This window comes from Sorangium sp. So ce590 (genome assembly GCF_051521365.1).
Lineage (GTDB): Bacteria > Myxococcota_A > Polyangia > Polyangiales > Polyangiaceae > Sorangium.
The window spans coordinates 3,513,126-3,529,897 of the sequence record NZ_CP150346.1 but is presented as its reverse complement, the minus strand read 5'-3'; the positions used below and the strand labels follow the sequence as shown (position 1 = coordinate 3,529,897).

At 71.9% G+C, this 16,772-nt stretch carries 12 protein-coding genes; 1 reads left to right on the top strand and 11 read right to left on the bottom strand.

Annotated features, from left to right (window positions below; all coding sequences use genetic code 11):
- Window positions 1–183: 183 nt before the first annotated feature.
- A complete protein-coding gene (locus WMF28_RS13430; RefSeq protein ID WP_437602590.1) occupies window positions 184–1,227 on the top strand; it encodes a serine/threonine protein kinase in 1,044 nt (347 codons plus the stop codon).
- Window positions 1,228–1,256: 29 nt separating this feature from the next.
- Here the strand turns inward: WMF28_RS13430 and WMF28_RS13425 are convergent, their stop codons facing one another.
- The 11 genes from WMF28_RS13425 to WMF28_RS13375 all read right to left on the bottom strand — a co-directional run bounded on the left by WMF28_RS13425 (window position 1,257) and on the right by WMF28_RS13375 (window position 16,350).
- Window positions 1,257–2,651 carry a GNAT family N-acetyltransferase gene (locus tag WMF28_RS13425; protein ID WP_437602589.1) on the bottom strand — a complete coding sequence of 465 codons (1,395 nt, stop codon included), beginning with the start codon at window positions 2,649–2,651 and terminating at the stop codon, window positions 1,257–1,259.
- The gene (locus WMF28_RS13420) at window positions 2,648–3,784 is read right to left on the bottom strand and encodes a D-alanine--D-alanine ligase family protein (RefSeq protein ID WP_437602588.1); all 1,137 of its coding nucleotides are present in this window, start codon (window positions 3,782–3,784) and stop codon (window positions 2,648–2,650) included. Before WMF28_RS13420 ends, WMF28_RS13425 begins: the two co-directional genes overlap by 4 nt.
- A gap of 535 nt (window positions 3,785–4,319) precedes the next feature.
- Window positions 4,320–6,047, bottom strand: a complete 1,728-nt coding sequence (gene ftsH, locus WMF28_RS13415; RefSeq protein WP_437602587.1) for an ATP-dependent zinc metalloprotease FtsH — start codon at window positions 6,045–6,047, stop codon at window positions 4,320–4,322.
- A gap of 358 nt (window positions 6,048–6,405) precedes the next feature.
- The gene (locus WMF28_RS13410; RefSeq protein WP_437602586.1) at window positions 6,406–9,318 is read right to left on the bottom strand and encodes a PAS domain S-box protein; all 2,913 of its coding nucleotides are present in this window, start codon (window positions 9,316–9,318) and stop codon (window positions 6,406–6,408) included.
- 230 nt (window positions 9,319–9,548) lie between these two features.
- The gene (locus WMF28_RS13405; RefSeq protein ID WP_437602585.1) at window positions 9,549–9,974 is read right to left on the bottom strand and encodes a DoxX family protein; all 426 of its coding nucleotides are present in this window, start codon (window positions 9,972–9,974) and stop codon (window positions 9,549–9,551) included.
- 145 nt (window positions 9,975–10,119) lie between these two features.
- Window positions 10,120–10,965, bottom strand: a complete 846-nt coding sequence (locus WMF28_RS13400; protein WP_437602584.1) for an ABC transporter ATP-binding protein — start codon at window positions 10,963–10,965, stop codon at window positions 10,120–10,122.
- The gene (locus WMF28_RS13395; protein ID WP_437604255.1) at window positions 10,962–11,876 is read right to left on the bottom strand and encodes an ABC transporter permease; all 915 of its coding nucleotides are present in this window, start codon (window positions 11,874–11,876) and stop codon (window positions 10,962–10,964) included. The genes WMF28_RS13400 and WMF28_RS13395 overlap by 4 nt, the downstream gene beginning before the upstream one ends.
- Window positions 11,877–11,878: 2 nt before the next feature.
- A complete protein-coding gene (locus tag WMF28_RS13390; RefSeq protein ID WP_437602583.1) occupies window positions 11,879–13,309 on the bottom strand; it encodes an ABC transporter substrate-binding protein in 1,431 nt (476 codons plus the stop codon).
- Window positions 13,310–13,313: 4 nt separating this feature from the next.
- Complete coding sequence (locus WMF28_RS13385; RefSeq protein WP_437602582.1) at window positions 13,314–14,288, bottom strand: HEAT repeat domain-containing protein; 975 nt, start codon at window positions 14,286–14,288, stop codon at window positions 13,314–13,316.
- Between the two features lie 23 nt (window positions 14,289–14,311).
- Complete coding sequence (locus WMF28_RS13380) at window positions 14,312–14,596, bottom strand: 4Fe-4S dicluster domain-containing protein (protein ID WP_437602581.1); 285 nt, start codon at window positions 14,594–14,596, stop codon at window positions 14,312–14,314.
- Between the two features lie 20 nt (window positions 14,597–14,616).
- Window positions 14,617–16,350, bottom strand: a complete 1,734-nt coding sequence (locus WMF28_RS13375; protein ID WP_437602580.1) for a fumarate reductase/succinate dehydrogenase flavoprotein subunit — start codon at window positions 16,348–16,350, stop codon at window positions 14,617–14,619.
- Window positions 16,351–16,772: the final 422 nt, after the last annotated feature.

Below are 16,772 nucleotides of genomic sequence, written 5' to 3'. Positions count from 1 at the left end.
GTGAATCCCATGAAGGCGAGAAGGCAGGGAGATCCTTGATCTTTTCTTCCCGGCTTCCCGCCTGCATGTTCAAATCCGGCCACCACCACCGCCGGTTGGTGCTCAACTCCTCCTCCAGATCAGCCCCTCCACCTCGGTCTTCCCCCTCCACCTCGGTCTTCCCCCCACCTCGACTCCCCGACCATGAGCTCCACCACCCCGACCGACCTCTTCCTCTCGCTGACCCCGCACAAGGTGATCGAGGCCGTCGAGGCCGCAGGCGTCCTCTGCAACCGCGTCTGCTATCCGCTGAACTCGTTCGAGAACCGCGTCTACGAGGTCGAGCTCGAGGACCGCACCCGCATCATCGCGAAGTTCTACCGACCAGGGCGCTGGACGCGCGAGCAGATCCTGGAAGAGCACCGGTTCCTCGCGGAGCTCGCGGACGCCGAGATCCCCGTGTGCCCGACGCGCCTCTTCCCCGACGGCGAGACGCTCCACCAGATCGACCACATCGAGTACTGCCTCTTCGAGCGCATGGGCGGCCGCGCCCCCGACGAGCTCGGAGACGAGCTGTTCGTGCGCCTCGGCAGGCTCGCCGCCCGCATCCACAACGTGGGCGCGCAGCGGACCGCCGAGCACCGCATCCGGCTCTCCGCCGACACGTACGCGCGCGAGGACCTCGGCTGGCTCGCCGAGCGCAAGGTCCTCCCCGCCGCCGTCGCGCAGCGGTACCTCGCGGCCGCGCGCGCCGTCGCCGACGCGGCCGAGCAGCGCCTGCGCGGCGTCGACGTGCACCGCATCCACGGCGATCTGCACCCGGGCAACCTGCTCCTCCGCGACGGCGCGCTCCGCGTGCTCGACTTCGACGACATGGTCGTCGGCCCCGCCGTGCAGGACCTCTGGCTCGTCCTCCCCGGCCGCGACGCGGCCGCTCGCCAGCAGCGCGAGCTCTTCATCGAGGGCTACGAGGAGCTCCGCCGCTTCGACCGGTCGACCCTCGGGCTGATCGAGCCGCTCCGGGGCCTCCGCATGATCCACTACGCCGCCTGGATCGCGCGGCGGTGGCACGACCCCATCTTCCCGAGGACTTTCCCGCACTTCGGCACGGAGGCGTACTGGCGCGACGAGGCGAGCTCGCTCGAAGAAGTGCTCCAGTTGACCCGCTCCGAAGACGGCGGAGGCCCCGACGGTGGCGCAGACGAGCCGCCGCCGAGCGGGGGCAAGTACTTCTGGGACCTGAACTGACCGGCGCGCCTCCGAGCGCCCGCGCGCGCTCAGAGGCGCTTCAGCACCAGGATCAGCCGCCACGCCGCGGCGCGCTCGAACGGCACGTCGACGTTGAAGTCGCCGAGCGTCGCGACCAGGGAGAGCTCCGGCACCCGCTCCGCGACGCGCCGCCAGCCGGCGAGGTCCGGGATGTGCCAGGTCGCCACCTGCCGGAACGACGAGAGCTCCCGCGGCGCGCCGCCGTTGCGCCGGGCCGAGCACACGACCTCGAGGCTCACGGGCACCACGCGATCGGGCGTCGCCTTCTCGATGTGGATGCGGAACCGCGCGTCGATCGACTGTTCGCCGCGCAGCTCGGTCCACTCGGTCCGGTTCACGCCGGACGGCGTGAGATCGACCGGGTGGGTCGCCTCGATGACGTGGACGCCGCCCGGCAAGAGGAGCGAGGCCGCGAGGCGGAGGTGGCGCTCGAGCGCCGCCGGCGTGGCCAGCTGGTGGATCGCCGACAGCGGCACGAACGAGAGATCGACCGGCGCGACGTCGGGGCGCTCGTCGAGCTCCGCACGGCAGAAGCGGATGCCCGCCCCGGCGCCGCGGGCGCACGCGGCGCGCTCGGCGTAGGCGATCATCGCCGCGGAGCCGTCCGCGCCGACGCAGCCGACGCCGAGCTCCGCGAACGCCGCCAGGTGCCGCGCAGGCCCGCAGGCCCACGAGAGCACGCGCTGCACCGGGCGGGCACCGAAGCGGCGCGCGCACGCGAGCAGGAAGTCGCGCTCCGCAGCGTAGTCGCGGTAGCTGAAGGCCGCATCGTAGAGCGCAGGCTCCCCCGGCGCGGGCGCCTCGCCCGGCGCGAGCGCCTCACCGCGCGCTGGCGCCTCGCCGCGCGCGCCGGGCCAGGCGGCGCGCGCCCCCTCGACGGCCGGGGGCGCAGCCGAGGCGCGCACCTGTGCGACCCGCTTCGTGTAGATCATGAGATCGTCGCCCGGCGCGTAGAAGTCGGCGATGACCGCCGCCCGCGTGAACTGCACCGCGTCGTAGAAGCGCACCGCCGCGCCGTGCCCCTCCCGGCTGCCCGTCTCGACGCGCACGAGGCCGCCGCCCTCGCGCGCGATCTCGCTCTCCATGGTCGAGACGAGCCCGCGCGCCACGCCCGAGCGCGCGAAATCCGGCGAGGTCGCGATCCAGTACAGGTCGTACGTGGACTGCGTCATCGGCGTGCGGCCATAGCAGAGATACCCCGCCAGCCGCGGCGCCCCGCCGTCGCGCGGCGCGCCGTGGAAGCTCAGCACGAACCGGTAACCGTCCGACGAGGGCTGGGCCAGCGCCACGTCGACGAGCTCCAGCGCCACCGCGCGCTCGTCGTCGGTGAACGCCGGGAGCGAGTCGAGCAGCTCCGCGATGAGCGGCCGGTCTTCGGGGCGGAGCCCGCGCTGCGTGCTCACGGCGCCTCGGGCGCGGCGGCGATGGCGCCGCGGGCGGCGGGGCGCACGGCGGCGCGGCCGCGCGCCGGAGGGCGGCCCCGCGCGCGCAGCAGATCGCCCTGGCGCGCACCGCGGGCGAGCGCGGCGCGGAGGATCTCCCAGACGACGTCGGCGTACGAGAGCCCGGCGCGCGCCGCCGCCCGCGCGAAGCCGGCGTCCGGCGAGAGGTCGCAGTTCGGGTTGACGTCGATGACGTACGGCGTGCCGCGCTCGTCGAGCCGCACGTCGACGCGGCCGTAGTCGCGCAGCCCGAGCACCTCGAACGCGCGGCGGCCGATGGCGACCACCCGGCGCAGGTCGAGCGGCCGCAGCACCGCCGCCGTGGAGGGTGTACCGAGCCACGCGGCCGTCTCCGGGCGCCACTTCGACTCGTATGTGACGACATGCGGGTGCCCATCGGGCAGCCCCTGAAAGATGATCTCGCCGGGCGGCAGCACGCGCGGCGCCGGCCATCCGAGCAGCGAGACCGAGAGCTCTCGCCCGTGCACGTAGCGCTGCACCACGACCGGCTGGCGGCACTGCGCGACGACCGCGGCGACCTGGTCGCGGAGCGCGGCGCGATCGTGGACGACCGAGCCCCGATCGATCCCGGTCGAGCCGTCCTCGCGCTCCGGCTTGACGATGACCGGGAACGCGACGTCCGGGAGGCGATCCGGGCCGTCGACCCGCACCGTCTCGGGCACGCGCACGCCGGCGCGCGCGAGGATCCAGTTCGCCTCGGCCTTGTGAAGGCAGCTCCGGAGCGCGACGTGATCGCTGCCCGTGAAGCGGATATCGAGCCCCGCGAGCAGCCACGCGCACATGACCTCGTGGCGGCTGTCGCCGTCGAGCGCCTCGCACAGGTTGAAGATCACGTCGGGGCGATGATCGCCGATGGCCGCGAGCACCTCGCTCGGCCGGAGCACCGGCCGGTGCGCCACGCGCACGCCGGGGGCCGCGGCGAGGGCCGCGAGGACGCTCTCGGCGACGGCCGCGCTGCCGTCCACCCGGCCGAGCCGGAGCCGGCCGCTCCCCACCCGCTGCGCGAGTGGCGGCTCGTCGACGGCTTCCTCCGGATCTCTGTTGGACAGGAGCAGTATCCGGGGCTCAGGCACTGCGCGCCTCCGCGCCGCAGCGCCGCACGCCCGCGCGGGGCGGGAGAGCGCGCGACGGCGGCGCCGACCTCGGGGAGCGACCCGCGGCAGGGCTGTCCGAGCCGGAATGTGGAGAGAGCGCCCCGTCGAAGGACATACGAACGCGACGGAATCCATGCATGCAAGTGGCGCCACTTCACCAGCTTGCCCGGCAATCGCAAGGGGAGATTTGCGCTCTCTGGACGGAATGAACGATGCAGCGCGCCATGGTTCAAAGGCGCCGCGACGCATTCAATCCGGCGCGATATGCCCCCTGGCGAGCTCTTCTGCGCGCCGAAGGCCCGAGACAACGGGCACCTGGTGAGCCAGCCGCCAATCCAGGAGCCTCCCTGACGGATCCAGGAGCGCCGGTGACGCGGGGAGAGGGCTGGAGTGGAGGGGAGAGGGGAGCCCGGCAGAGCGCGGATGAGCGACCGTGCGGAGGTGGAATCGCTGGAGTCGCCGGGGACGCCAGAAAGGGGCTTCCCTTCCCGGCGCCCTCGATCCTTGCGCGGCCTCAGGCGGCCTGGTGGGCAGCGCGCGGCCGTCGATCGGCCGGGAAACAGGCCTGAATCTCGTCCATCCCGAGCGTCTCCTTCACGAGGAGCGCCTTGACGAGCGTGTCGATCTCGCGCTGCCGGGACTTCACGATCTCGACGGCGCGCGCGAGCTGGGCGTCCGTGAGCGCGCGCGCCGTCTCGTCGACGCGGTCGAGCAGGGCCGGGCTCCGCGCGGGGTGCCCGTCACCGACGCAGATGGGGCCGAGGTGGCTCATGCCGAGCTCCGCGACCATCTTCCAGGCGATCGTCGCGGCGCGCTGGATGTCGTCCGAGGCGCCGGCCGTCATCGTGCCCAGGATGACCATCTCGGCGGCGCGGCCGCCCATCAGCATGCAGATCTGATCCTCGAGGTACTCCCTCCGGTACATCAGCCGATCCTTCTCGGGCAGCGCCTGGGTCACGCCGAGCGCGCGGCCCCGCGGCAGGATCGACACCTTGTGCACCGGATCGCAGCTCGGCGCGAGCAGCCCGACCGCGACGTGCCCGGCCTCGTGCACGGCGGTCGCGTAGCGCTCCTCCTCGTCGACCAGCACCCCCTTGCGCTCGAGCCCCATGAGCACGCGGTCGCGCGCGCGGTCGATGTGCGTCGGGTCCACCGCGTCGGCGCCCTCGCGGGCCGCGAGGATGGCCGCCTCGTTCAGGAGGTTGGCCAGGTCGGCGCCCGAGAAGCCCGGCGTGCTGCGGGCGATGGTGCCGAGATCGACCTCCCCCTCGAGCGGGATCGGACCGGCGTGGACGTTGAGGATCTCCTCGCGGCCGCGCACGTCGGGCAGCGGCACGGTGACCTTGCGATCGAAGCGCCCCGGCCGGAGCAGCGCGGGATCGAGCATGTCGACGCGGTTGGTCGACGCGATCACCACGATGCCGGTCGCGTGGTCGAACCCGTCCATCTCGACGAGCAGCTGGTTCAGCGTCTGGTCATGCTCCGCGGAGGCGGAGTCGCCTTGCCCCTTGGCGCGCGCCCGCCCCACGGCGTCGATCTCGTCGATGAAGACGATGCACGGGGCGGCCTTGCGCGCCTCGGCGAAGAGCGCGCGAACGCGGGAGGCGCCGACGCCGACGAACATCTCCTGGAAGCTCGATCCGGACGCCGAGAGGAACCGCACGTCCGCCTCGCACGCGACGGCGCGCGCCAGCAGCGTCTTGCCGGTCCCCGGCTCGCCCGTGAGCAGCACGCCGCGCGGCGGCCGGCCGCCGAGGCGCGCGAAGCGATCGGGGCTCTTCAGGAACTCGACCGTCTCGGCGAGCTCCTGCTTGACCTCGTGCATCCCGGCGACGTCGGCGAACCGCACGGGCGACCGCACGACCCCGGCCTTCACGTCGGAGAAGACCTTCGGGCTGCGGCGCCGGCTCACCATGAAGAGCGCGAACCCGACCGCGGCGAGGACGACCACCGGCAGCACGGCGGACGCGGCGCGCGACGGCTCCTCCCGGGAGGCGAAGTCGACCGAGGCGCCGGCGCCCACGAACCGCGAGACCAGCTCCTGCCGGAGCGTCGGCTCGTCGACGACGGCGGTCACCATCACGCCGCCCGCCTGGCTCACGAAGAAGCGATCGCCGCTCACCTCGACCGCGGTCGCCTGCCCCGCCTGCGCGATCTGGAGCAGCTCGGTGTACGTCGCCGCGCGCTCCTTCGGCGCCGCACGGAGCGCGAACCCGAGAGTCACCGCAAGCACCACCCCCATGATCCCGAGTACCCAAAGCCGACGACCCGCGGGCCCCAGCCGCCTACCCACGTGCAAGAACCAGGAATTCACTGCTGCGCCACCTCACTACCCCAGCATTGGGCCGGAGCGAATCTCAGGTGTAGCAAGGATAAGAACCTCAGGAAGTTCCTTCTGCGATCATTCTGAGCGGCCTGAGCACAGAATACTGCGAAAGGGTGGTGGTGCCGAAAAACGGAACGCGGAGAAGAGACATCGAGGTAACAAAACTCCCTTCGCGCCCCTGAGGGTCAATTGCCGAGCTCGCTGACCCCGAATTGCCGAGCTCGCCGCGGGCGCTCTCTCCGGGACGAGGGGGGCCGGCAGGGCAGGAGACGCGCTACGCGCCGGCGGCGCGTGGGGCCCCCGCGAACGGCAGCGAGAAGCGGAATGTCGTCGTGGCCCCGGGGCTGCTCTCGACGGAGATGCTGCCGCCGTGGGCCTCCACGAGGCCCTTCGTGATGTAGAGGCCGAGACCGACGCCGCGGACGCGGCGCGGATCGCCCTCGGCCGCCCGCCAGAAGCGCTTGAACAGGTGCGGTAGAGACGCTTCCGCGATGCCGCGGCCCCAGTTGGTCACGCAGACCTGCGCGCTCGCCTGGCAGACGCCGGCGGAGACCACGATGTCGCGCTCCGGCTCGCCGTACTTGGCCGCGTTGGAGAGCAGGTTGGTGACGATCTGCTCGAGCCGCCCGGGGTCCGCCAGGACGGCGGGCACGTCGCCCTGCACGTCCAGATGCACGGCGTGGCCCGCGGTCGCCGCGGTCGACCTGTCGATGATCTCCCGGAGCTGCGCGCGGAGATCGACCGGAACACGCTCCAGATCGAGCTGCCGCGCCTCGATGCGCGAGGCGTCGAGGAGGTCGTCGATCATGCGGCGCAGCCGCTCGACGGACGAGGCGATCCTCCCGAGCTGCTTCTGGCCGTCCGCGACGAGCTGCTCGCCGGACCGGACGCGCAAGAGCTGGCTCGCGGTCGCGATGACCTGGATGGGCTGGCGGAGGTCGTGAGCGATGACGCCTACCCACTCCTGGCGCTGCCGTTCCATCTCCTTGAGCGCCGATATGTCCTGAAAGACGGCGACGGCGCCCTGGAGCTCGCCGTCGTCCGAGCGCACCGGCGCAGCGTTGACCAGCACCGGGACGACGGCGCCGTCGGCGGCGCGGCGCATCTGCGCCTCGGCGCTCGTCACGACCTCCCCGCGGCTGAGGGCCCGGATCAGCGGGCGCTCGGGCCAGTCCATGGGCTCCCCCGATGGGTACCGGAGGTCGAAGCTCATCGCGTTGCCCCAGGGATCGACCTCGCCCGCGCGACAGGCCGCGTACTCGAGCGCCAGCCTGTTGCACGTGATGAGCCGCCCCTCGGCGTCGACAAGGATCGCCGCCTCGGGCATCTGCTCGACGACCGCCTCGAGCCGCTTTCGCTCGTTCGCCTCGACCCGGTAGAGGCGCGCGGTCTCGATCGCGCCGCAGGTCCGGTCGGCGAGCAGCTCGGCGACGCGCTCGTCGTCCTCGGTGAACGGCGGACGGCCGGGGCGCTTGCCCAGATAGAGGTTGCCCACGCTCCGGCCGTGAAAGCGGAGCGGCACGCCCAGGAACGCCTCGAGCGGGTGGTGGTGCGGCGGTAGCCCGATGAACTCGGGGTGCGCGCGGACATCGTCGAGCCGGATCGACCGGCCGCCGCGGGCCACCGCGCCGAGGACGCCGATGGGGCGCGGGAGGGCGCCGATCCGCGCGATCTGCTCCGCGGTGACGCCGCTCGAGACCCAGGCATCGAACGGCCGCCCGCAGTCCTCTCCGATGCCGAGCGCCGCGTAGTCGGCGCCCGAGATCTCCTTCGCGTGCCGCGTGATGACCTCCAGCACGGAGCGCACCCCCGACTCGGAGCGCGGCAGCCTCGCCAGCGCCTCCGAGACCTCCGCGCTCGCGGCGCCGACGGCCTCGATCTGCGAGCGGATGCGCCGCTCCGCCTCGTGGGCGCTCGCGACCTCGGCCTCCATCGCCTTGCGGCGCGCGATGTCACGGCAGATCGCGGAGAAGCCGGTGATGCGCCCCGCGTCGCCCGCGATCGGCGACACCGTGATCTCGACATCGAGGGTCCTCCCGTCCTTGGTCAGGCCTGCGGTCTCGAAGTGATCGAGGTGCTCGCCGAGGCGCAGGCGCGCCAGGCTCTCCTTGGCTTCCTCGACGCGCTCGGGCGGGTACAGGACGAGCACCGCGCGCCCGATCGCCTCCCCGGCGCTGTAGCCGTACAGGCGCGCCGCGGCCGGGTTCCAGCTCTGGATGGTCCCGTCGAGGTCGGTGCCGATCACGGCGTCGTCCGAGGAGTGCGCGAGGGTCGCGAGGAAGGCGCGCGCCTCCTCGGCCCGGCGCCGCGCCTCGTCGAGCAGGTCCAGGCGCGCCGCGCTGACCCAGAGCAGGGCCCCGAGCAGGAGCGTCGTGATGGCCGAGGAGAGCGAGAACGACGCCGCGAGGGGGTAGGCCCCGAGATCTGCGCCGATCAGGAAGAGACGGCCGATCACGAGCGGAGCCAGGACGACGAAGGGCAGGAAGCGCCGCAACAGGATGCCTCCGGGCCCGCTGGCCGTCAGCGCGGCGAACGCCCCGCAATCCGGCCGCGCCATGAAGAGCCCGGCGCAGAGCGCGAGGAAGGCTATCGCGGCGTGGAGCGCCATGCCCGTGAACGGGAACAGCGGCAGCAGCCCGTAAGCGTAGCCGACGCCGAACACGTAACCGGTCAACGCGGTCAGCGCGAGCGCCGCGGCCGAGAGCGCGCCGCCGTCCGAGAGCCAGCAGGCCCGCCGCGTCTTCACGGGCAGCGAGAGGAGCGCCGAGCCGATCAGGATGCAGCAGAGCGCGATGTACGGCGGGGACCTGCCGGGGAACTTGCTCGAGGACTCCACGCGCGCCGGCGACAGCAGGCGGTCGATGCCGAGATCCCACCCGAAGACGTACTGCGCGAGAACCGCGACGCCGTACGCGATGACGAAAGCGGCGCACACCTGTCCGAGCCGGCGGAGCGGCGCCGGACGCTCCCGCGCGCCCAGCGCCCAGAGCGACACCCCCGCGAGGACGAGGGCGATCGCGGTGTTGGGCACCATGATCGGCAGGCCGTCCACGATGGAAATGAGGGCGGTCGCCTGGATCCACCAGCCGAGCAGGGTCGCGCACCCAAGGGCGAACGAGCAGGCGGCCGCGATGGCAATACCGCGCGGCGCGCCTTTTGAAGGCGCCGTGGCCCCGCCGTCTCTCATGGTGCCCTCCCGGCCACACCATAGTACCGGGGCCATCGGCGCGGCGCGGTTCCACAGGCGCAAAATGGGCCAGGCGCTCGCGGTCCGCTCTCGATGGAACCGCGCGCTCCAGGGTGTGCCGGCCTCCTGCGCCGAGCCGGACGGAGGACGCGGCGAAGCTCAGATCTGTCGCCCGAGCTCGGGCGGCGACGCCCTCGTGCGGTCGATCGAGCGAGGGCGCGCGGAGGAGCTCAGCGCTTCGTCCCGAAGATCGCGGCGTCGGCGGAGAGCCTCCCCGGCCCGACGAGGAGGAGCACGAGGGAGATGGAGAAGTAGACCGCCGCCACCTCGTAGGAGGAGCCGCCCATCGCGAAGAACGGATCACCGCGCATCACGTGCGTCGCGACCGCGACCGCCATCGTGACGGCGATGCCCAGCGACGCGAGCGGCGTCAGGAGCCCGAGGATCCAGGCGAGGCCTCCGCCGACCTCGGCGATCGCGGCCAGCGCCTGCAGGAACCCCGGAACGGGCGCGGTGGGCCCCATCCAGCTGAACGGGGCCTGGATCTTCCCCCAGCCGTGAAGGATGAACGCGATGCCGGTGACAACGCGAAGCACGAGCAGCGCGACCGAGGCCGAGAACGGCACGTCGGTCACCCGCAGGAATCTCTTGAGCATCGGGGAACACTCCTCTCGGCTCGTTAGTAAGGAAAAACGCAGGGAACATCAAGCTCGCTCACCGGAACACGACGCGCCGTGATCCGGGGCGTCGCGCCCGGATCCCCGCTGGCCGGGAGGGCGAGCCGGCGCGCTGGTCCACGCTTCACGCGTCGGTGTGCTGTCCGTGCCCGCGCGCGGGGGCCGCGGCGCTCGAGCGCCCGTCGCCGAGGGCGTCGAGGCACCGTCGCTTGATCGCGGCGAACTCGCTCGATCCCACGATCGCGGCGCTCCTCGGCCGCTCGAACGGCACCGCGATCTGCGCGCCGACGCGGCACGGACGGCAGGTCATGAGGGCGATGCGGTCGGACAGGAAGATCGCCTCGTCGATGTCGTGCGTGACGAACAGCACCGTCGTGCGCACGTGACGGATGACGCCGAGGAGCAGCGCCTGCATCGAGAGCCGGGTCTGGGCGTCGAGCGCGCTGAACGGCTCGTCCATCAGCACGACGCGCGGCTCCGCGATCAGGACGCGCGCGATCTCGACCCGCTGCTGCATGCCGCCGGAGAGCTGCGCCGGATAGGCGTCCTCGAACCCCGACAGCCCGACGAGATCGAGCAGCCGCCGGGACGCCTCCCGGCGCTCGCGCTCCGGGACGCCGCGCATCTTGAGGCCGAAGCCGACGTTGTTCAGCACCGTCTTCCAGGGGAGCAGCGAGCACTGCTGAAAGACCATGCCGCGCTCCGGCCCGGGCGCCTCGACCCGCTCGCCGCCGACCGCGATGCTGCCGCGCTCCGGCGCCACGTACCCGGCGACGGCGTTCAGGATCGTCGACTTGCCGCACCCGGAGGGGCCGAGCAGGCTCACGAGCTCGCCACGCTCGACGGTCAGATCGAGATCCCGCACCGCCTCGACGCGGCGGGAGCCCGTCCCCAGCGCCACGGACAGGCCGCGGATCTCGACGGCACCCCCCGGGCTCTCCCGGCGCGGCGCGCGCGCGGCGGGCGTCATCGGCCCTTCTCCTCCGGCCGGTGCCAGGGGGTGAGCCACGCGCCGATCCGCTGGACGAGCGCGCAGCTGAGCATGCCCAACAGGCCGATGAGCAGCATGCCGAGGACGATGTCCGGATAGCGCTGCAAGTTGTACGACTCCCAGGTGAAGTAGCCGACGCCGTACTGGCCCCCGATCATCTCGGCGGTCACGAGGCAGAACCAGGACGTGCCCATGCCGATGCTCATCCCCGTGAGAATGCTGGGCAGCGCGCCCGGCAAGATCACCTCGAGGAAGAGGCGGAAGGGGCGCGCGCCGAGGCTGCGGGAGCTCGCGATGAGCCGCGGATCGAGCGCGCCCACGCCGTGGATGGTCGCGAGCAGGATCGGGAACAGCGCGCCCAGGGTCGTGATGAAGATCATGCTCAGCTCGGCCGACGGGAACATCAGGATCGCGAGCGGGAGCCAGGCGACGCCGGGGATGGGGCGCAGGACCTCGAGCGGCGGGAGGAGCGTGTCCTCGGCGAGCCGCGACCTGCCGATGAGGAGCCCGAGCGCGACGCCCGTGACGCCCGCGACGGCGAAGCCCGCGAGGACGCGGAGCACGCTGCTCCAGAGGTGCAGCCAGAGCTTCGGCGAGCCGAAGAGCTCCCGGGCCGCGACGAGGACCTCCGTCGGCGCGGGCACGTTGATGAACGTGACGAGGCCGAGGTCCACGCGCGACGTCGACGCCCACTGCCAGAGGCCGATGCACGCGGCCACCGACAGGGCGCGCAGACAGGCGCGGCCGAGGTCGCGCCGCGGGCGCCGCTCGCGGAGCGCGCCGCCCGGCGCCGGGGACGCGCGCCGCAGGGCCGCGCTCTCCAGCGCGGGCGCGAAGGCGGCGCGGCCGCCGAGCTCCGGTCCGGCCGGCGCGCTGCGCTCGGAGAGCATCGTCATGGCGCCGCCGCCGTGAGCTTCGTGACGTCGCCCCGCAGGGTCGCGAAGTCGACGACCGCCGACGCGTTCTCCGCGGCCCATCGCTCGGCGTCCTCCTTCGCCAGGAACGCCGAGAGGCCCCCGTCGGGGTGCCGCGCGTACCACGCGCGATCGGCCAGGAGCTTCACCCCGCTGAGGCGATCGTGCACGAAGACGACGCGGATCTCCTTGCCCTCGGCCGTGAGCTGCTTCAGCGCGGCGAGCGCGGAGCCCGGGCTCCCGTACGCGCGCACCTTCGGCTCGCCCCCGACCCAGATCTGCGCGGCCAGCGCCGGCTCGGCGATCGGACCGCCGGACAGGGCGTCGCTCCCGGACAGCGGGAGCTTCGCGTGGCTCGCGAGCCGCGCCTCGTAGTCGAGCCCGCTCTCCTGGGCCGCGCGCCGGATGTACCGGTCGTCCACGAACGCGCCCACGTCGAGGGTCGTGTCCGTGCGCTTGAGCAGCGTGAGCGTGTCCACGGCCACCTGGAGCGCGCGGCGGACCTCGGGCTTGATCGTGAAGTCCCGCGTCTGGATGCCGAGCGGCCCGTGGAACATGTAGGCGACCTCGGCGTCCACGCCGGTCACCTCCTCGATGAGCTCGCTGTATCTCTCGGGCTCCTCCGCGAACAGGCGGTCCGCCTCGAGCGCCGCCTTGAGGAAGGCCACGACGATCTCGGGGTGCTCCTCCGCGTACGCCGCGCGCACCAGGACGCCGTGCGCCGTCGGCACCTTGACGCTGGAGCCGTCGTAGATCTTCCGGGCGAAGCCGCGGAAGGGGAACAGCTCCGCGAACGGGACGAAATCGGCGTGCGCGTCGATCTTCTTCGCCTTCAGCGAGGAGCCGCCGACCTCCGGGGACTGCGACACGACCGTCACGTCCTTCTCCGGATCCCAGCCGAGATCGCGGATCGCCCGGAGCAGCATGCCGTGGGCGGACGAGCCGAACGGGACCGAGATCTGCTTTCCCTTGAGGTCCTTCAGGCCCTGGGCCGGAGCGTCGCTCGGCACGACGATGCCGTTGCCGCTCCCCAGCGCGCTGCCGGACAGCGTGGCGATGTAGAGGCTGCGGCTCCCCTGCTTCCGGTGGGCGACGCCGTTCAGCACGCCGGGGAAGTCGGCCATCCCGCCGATGTCGAGCTTCCCGGCCACCATCTCGGTCGTGAGCGGCGGCCCTGACGTGAAGTCCTTCCACTCGATCTCGTAGGAGACGTCCTTGTACTTGCCGTCCTTCGGCAGGTGCTTCTCGAGCAGCTTGAGCTCCCGGATCAGGAGCCCGCCGGTGGCGCAGTTGATTGTCGTGTCCTGCGTCCCGATCGCGACGCGGATCGTCCGCTTCGCGTCCGGGGTGCACGACAGGCCGACGAGGACCGCCACGAGGAGCAAGAGCACGCGCGCTGCCTGGTTCATCGACTCAATCTCTCGCGAAGGTTCCACGTCGTCCGGCCCCGGCCCGGATGGCCTCGAGGGCGCGGGCCGTCGCCTTCCGCACCTCGACGTCGGTGTCGCCCAGCAGCCGCTGGAGCGGCGCCTCGGCGGCCGCCGCCGCCAGCTCGCCGAGCGCCTGCGCGGCGGCCTTGCGCAGATCCGGGAGGTCGCTCCCGAGCAGCGCGACGAGCTCCGGCGTGGCCGAGGCGGCCCGGAGCCGCCCCAGCGCGAGCGCCGCCTCCTTCCGGACCTGCCAGGCGCCGTCCTCGAGCGCGCTCCGGAGGTGCGGCGCGGCGACGGCGTGCGCCGAGCGGCCGAGCACGATGGCGGCCTCGACGCGGACCCGCCAGTCGGGGTCGGAGAGCAGCCCGACGAAGTCCTGGACCTGCGCCGCCGCGCCGAGCGACTCGAGCGCGCCGATCGCGACCTGCCGCACCCGCGCGTCGGGGTCGCGCAGGCTGCCGCGGAGGGCAGCCGCCGTCTCGGGCCGCCGCAGGTAGGCCAGGGCGACGACCGCCTCGCGCCGCACCTCGGGCGCAGGGTCGAGCAGCGCGCCCTCGAGGTGCTCCAGCGCCCGCGGATCGCGGAGCTCGCGGAGCGCCACGATCACCGACATCCGCACGAACGGGTCATCATGACGCACTGCGTCAATCAGGTACGTGGCGGCGTCCGTCGCGCGGAGCTCGCGGAGCGCGGTGGCGGCCGCCTCGCGCACGTGGGTCTCCTCGTCGTCGAGCGCCCGGAGGATGGCGGGCACCGCGCGGGGGTCGCCGAGGTCCTCGAGGTGCCCCAGCGCGAGCGCCCGCACCGTCGGGTCGGCGTCGCGGACGGCCTCGATGAGCGGGTGGAGGATCTCCGGATCCGAGAGGTCCTCGATCTGCGTCAGCGCGAGCTGGCGCGCGCCAGGGTCGGGATCCCTGAGGACGCTCACGAGCTCCTGTGCGAGCGAAGGCTGTGTCATATCGTCTCTCCGCCTCCGGGACGCTACCGGATGAGAAAGGGGATCTTCACGGTGATGGCCTCTTTGGGGCAATCGATCTCGCACGCGAGGCAATACCAGCACTCGTCGTAGGCCATGTGCGCCTTCTTCGTCTCTGGATCGATGGCGAGGCAGTCGACCGGACACGATTCGATGCAGATGCGGCAGCCCTTGATGCAGGACGCCTCGTCGATCACGACCGGCAGATCGAGCCGGACGGCGGCCTCGGCGTGACCCACGGTCCTGGCGCGCTGCGCCTTGACGGATTCGCGGTTGAGAAGGTGACCCATCGATTGAACCTCGTTGCTCGTCAGAGCGGCGCGCGCTGATCCTCGGCCGGGATGCGCAGCTGGTGGTAGGTCTTGAGCTCGCCGTCGTCGATCGGGAAGAGATAGGGCTCGACGGGCCTCTTGAAGGCGACCATCTCGCCGTCATCGCCCTTCTTCAGGTTGACGTGAACGAACCAGCTGCGGTCGTCCATCTCGGGGAAATCGAGCCGGTGATGGTAGAGCCCCCAGCGGCTCTCGGTCCGGTACAGCGAGGCGCGCGCGGCCATCTCCGCGCAGTCGCGGATGAAGTGGCACTCCATCACCCGCATGAGCTCGTGGGGGCTCGTCGCCGTGACCTCCTCGAGCTCGTCCTTCGCCCGCAGGAAGTACTCGAGCCCGAGCGTCATCCGGTTCCCCGTCTTGGGCGGCTGCAGGTAGTCGTTCACGAGGCGCCGCACCTTGTATTCGTACTGGTGAGGCGCCACCCCGCTCCTGCGCGAGAGCGGGGCGAGGATGCGCTCGCGCTCGGCGTCGACCGCGGCGGGGAGCGGCTCGACCGCGGGCGCGCGATCGAGGTAGTCGAGGGCGCTCTGGGCGCAGATCTTCCCGTAGGTGAGCGCGCCGAGGAGGTAGTTGTGCGGCACGCACGCCATGTCGCCGGCGGCGTAGAGCCCGGGCACGGTGGTCTCGCCCTTCTCGTTCACCCAGACCCCCGACGCGCTGTGGCCGCTGCACAGGCCGATCTCGGAGATGTGCATCTCGACGAGATCGCTCCCGTAGCTGTGCCCCCTCCCCTCGTGGAAGCGACCGCGGCTCGGCCGCTCCGTCTGGTGGAGCACCCGCTCGACCTCGGTGATCGTCTCCGGCGCGAGGTGGGTCAGCTGGAGGTACACAGGGCCGTTCGCGGAGTGGAGCTCCCTGTAGAACTCGAGCATCATCTGCCCGCTCCAGTAATCGCTCTCGATGAAGCGGTGCCCCCGCGCGTTCACCGTGTGTCCGCCGAGCGGACCGGTCACGTAGGCGCACGCCGGACCGTTGTAGTCCTTGATGAGCGGGTTGATCTGGAAGCACTCGATGCCCGAGAGCTCGGCGCCGGCGTGGTAGGCCATCGAGTAGCCGTCTCCGGCGTTCGAGGGGTTCTCGTACGTCCCGTGGAGATAGCCGGACGACGGCAGCCCGAGCCGCCCGGAGGCGCCGCAGCAGAGGATGACCCCCCTGGCCTTGATGACCTCGATGTGGCCCTCGCGGGTGTCAAAGCCCATCACGCCGGCGACCTGCCCGTCGGCCACGAGGATCCGAGTGGCCATGACGCGGTTGATGACCCGCACCCCGGCGCGCTTCACCATGCGCGTAAGGATCTTCTTGAGATCGTAGCCCTCCGGCATCGGGAGGACGTAGCTCCCGTTGTGGTGGACCTTCTTGACGTCGAAATCGCCCGAGCGCGTCTTCTGGAACTTGACTCCCCACGAGTCGAGCTCCTGGATCATCGCGAAGCTGTTCCGAGCATATTCATAGATGGCGCGCTGGTTCACGATGCCATCGTTGGCCACCGTGATCTCCTTCACGTACTGCTCGGGCGTCGCATGTCCGGGGATGATCGCGTTGTTCAGCCCGTCCATGCCGATCGCGATCGCGCCGCTCCGCTTGATATGCGCCTTCTCGAGGAGCACCACCCGCCCCCGCGGCAACCGCTGCTGCGCCTCCACCGCTGCAGTGGAGCCTGCGCTGCCGCCGCCCACGACGACGACGTCCGCCTCTGTCACGCGAATGTCCATTGCGAATCCTCGAGGTTTCAAGCGCGCACACGACCACCCCGCCGCCGATCAGCCCGGCAGCCAGGGGTCGGACGCACCGCGTCTTCCATCACGGACGCATCATCCGTTTTAACAGACAGCGCCTCCCTGGGCAATCGCTTTGTGGCCCTCGCCCGACCGCGGCGGCCGGTGGCCCGCCGTGAGGGCGCCCTGCAAGCAAAAGCTCAGGGTCGATCGTGGACGGCGCCGAGGCCGAGGAGCCGCTGCGCGCAGGCGGGCTCACCGCCCGTGCGGATCTCCGACCCGCCCAGAAAGATTCGCCTTTCCAGCATGGTTGTCTCCCCGAAGACGCGGGCGGGACGCTACCATGCAGGTCAACCCGTAGTCCTCCCATGGATCGGGGGAACCGCGCGCGGTCCTTCATCTCATCGGTCACCCCGATC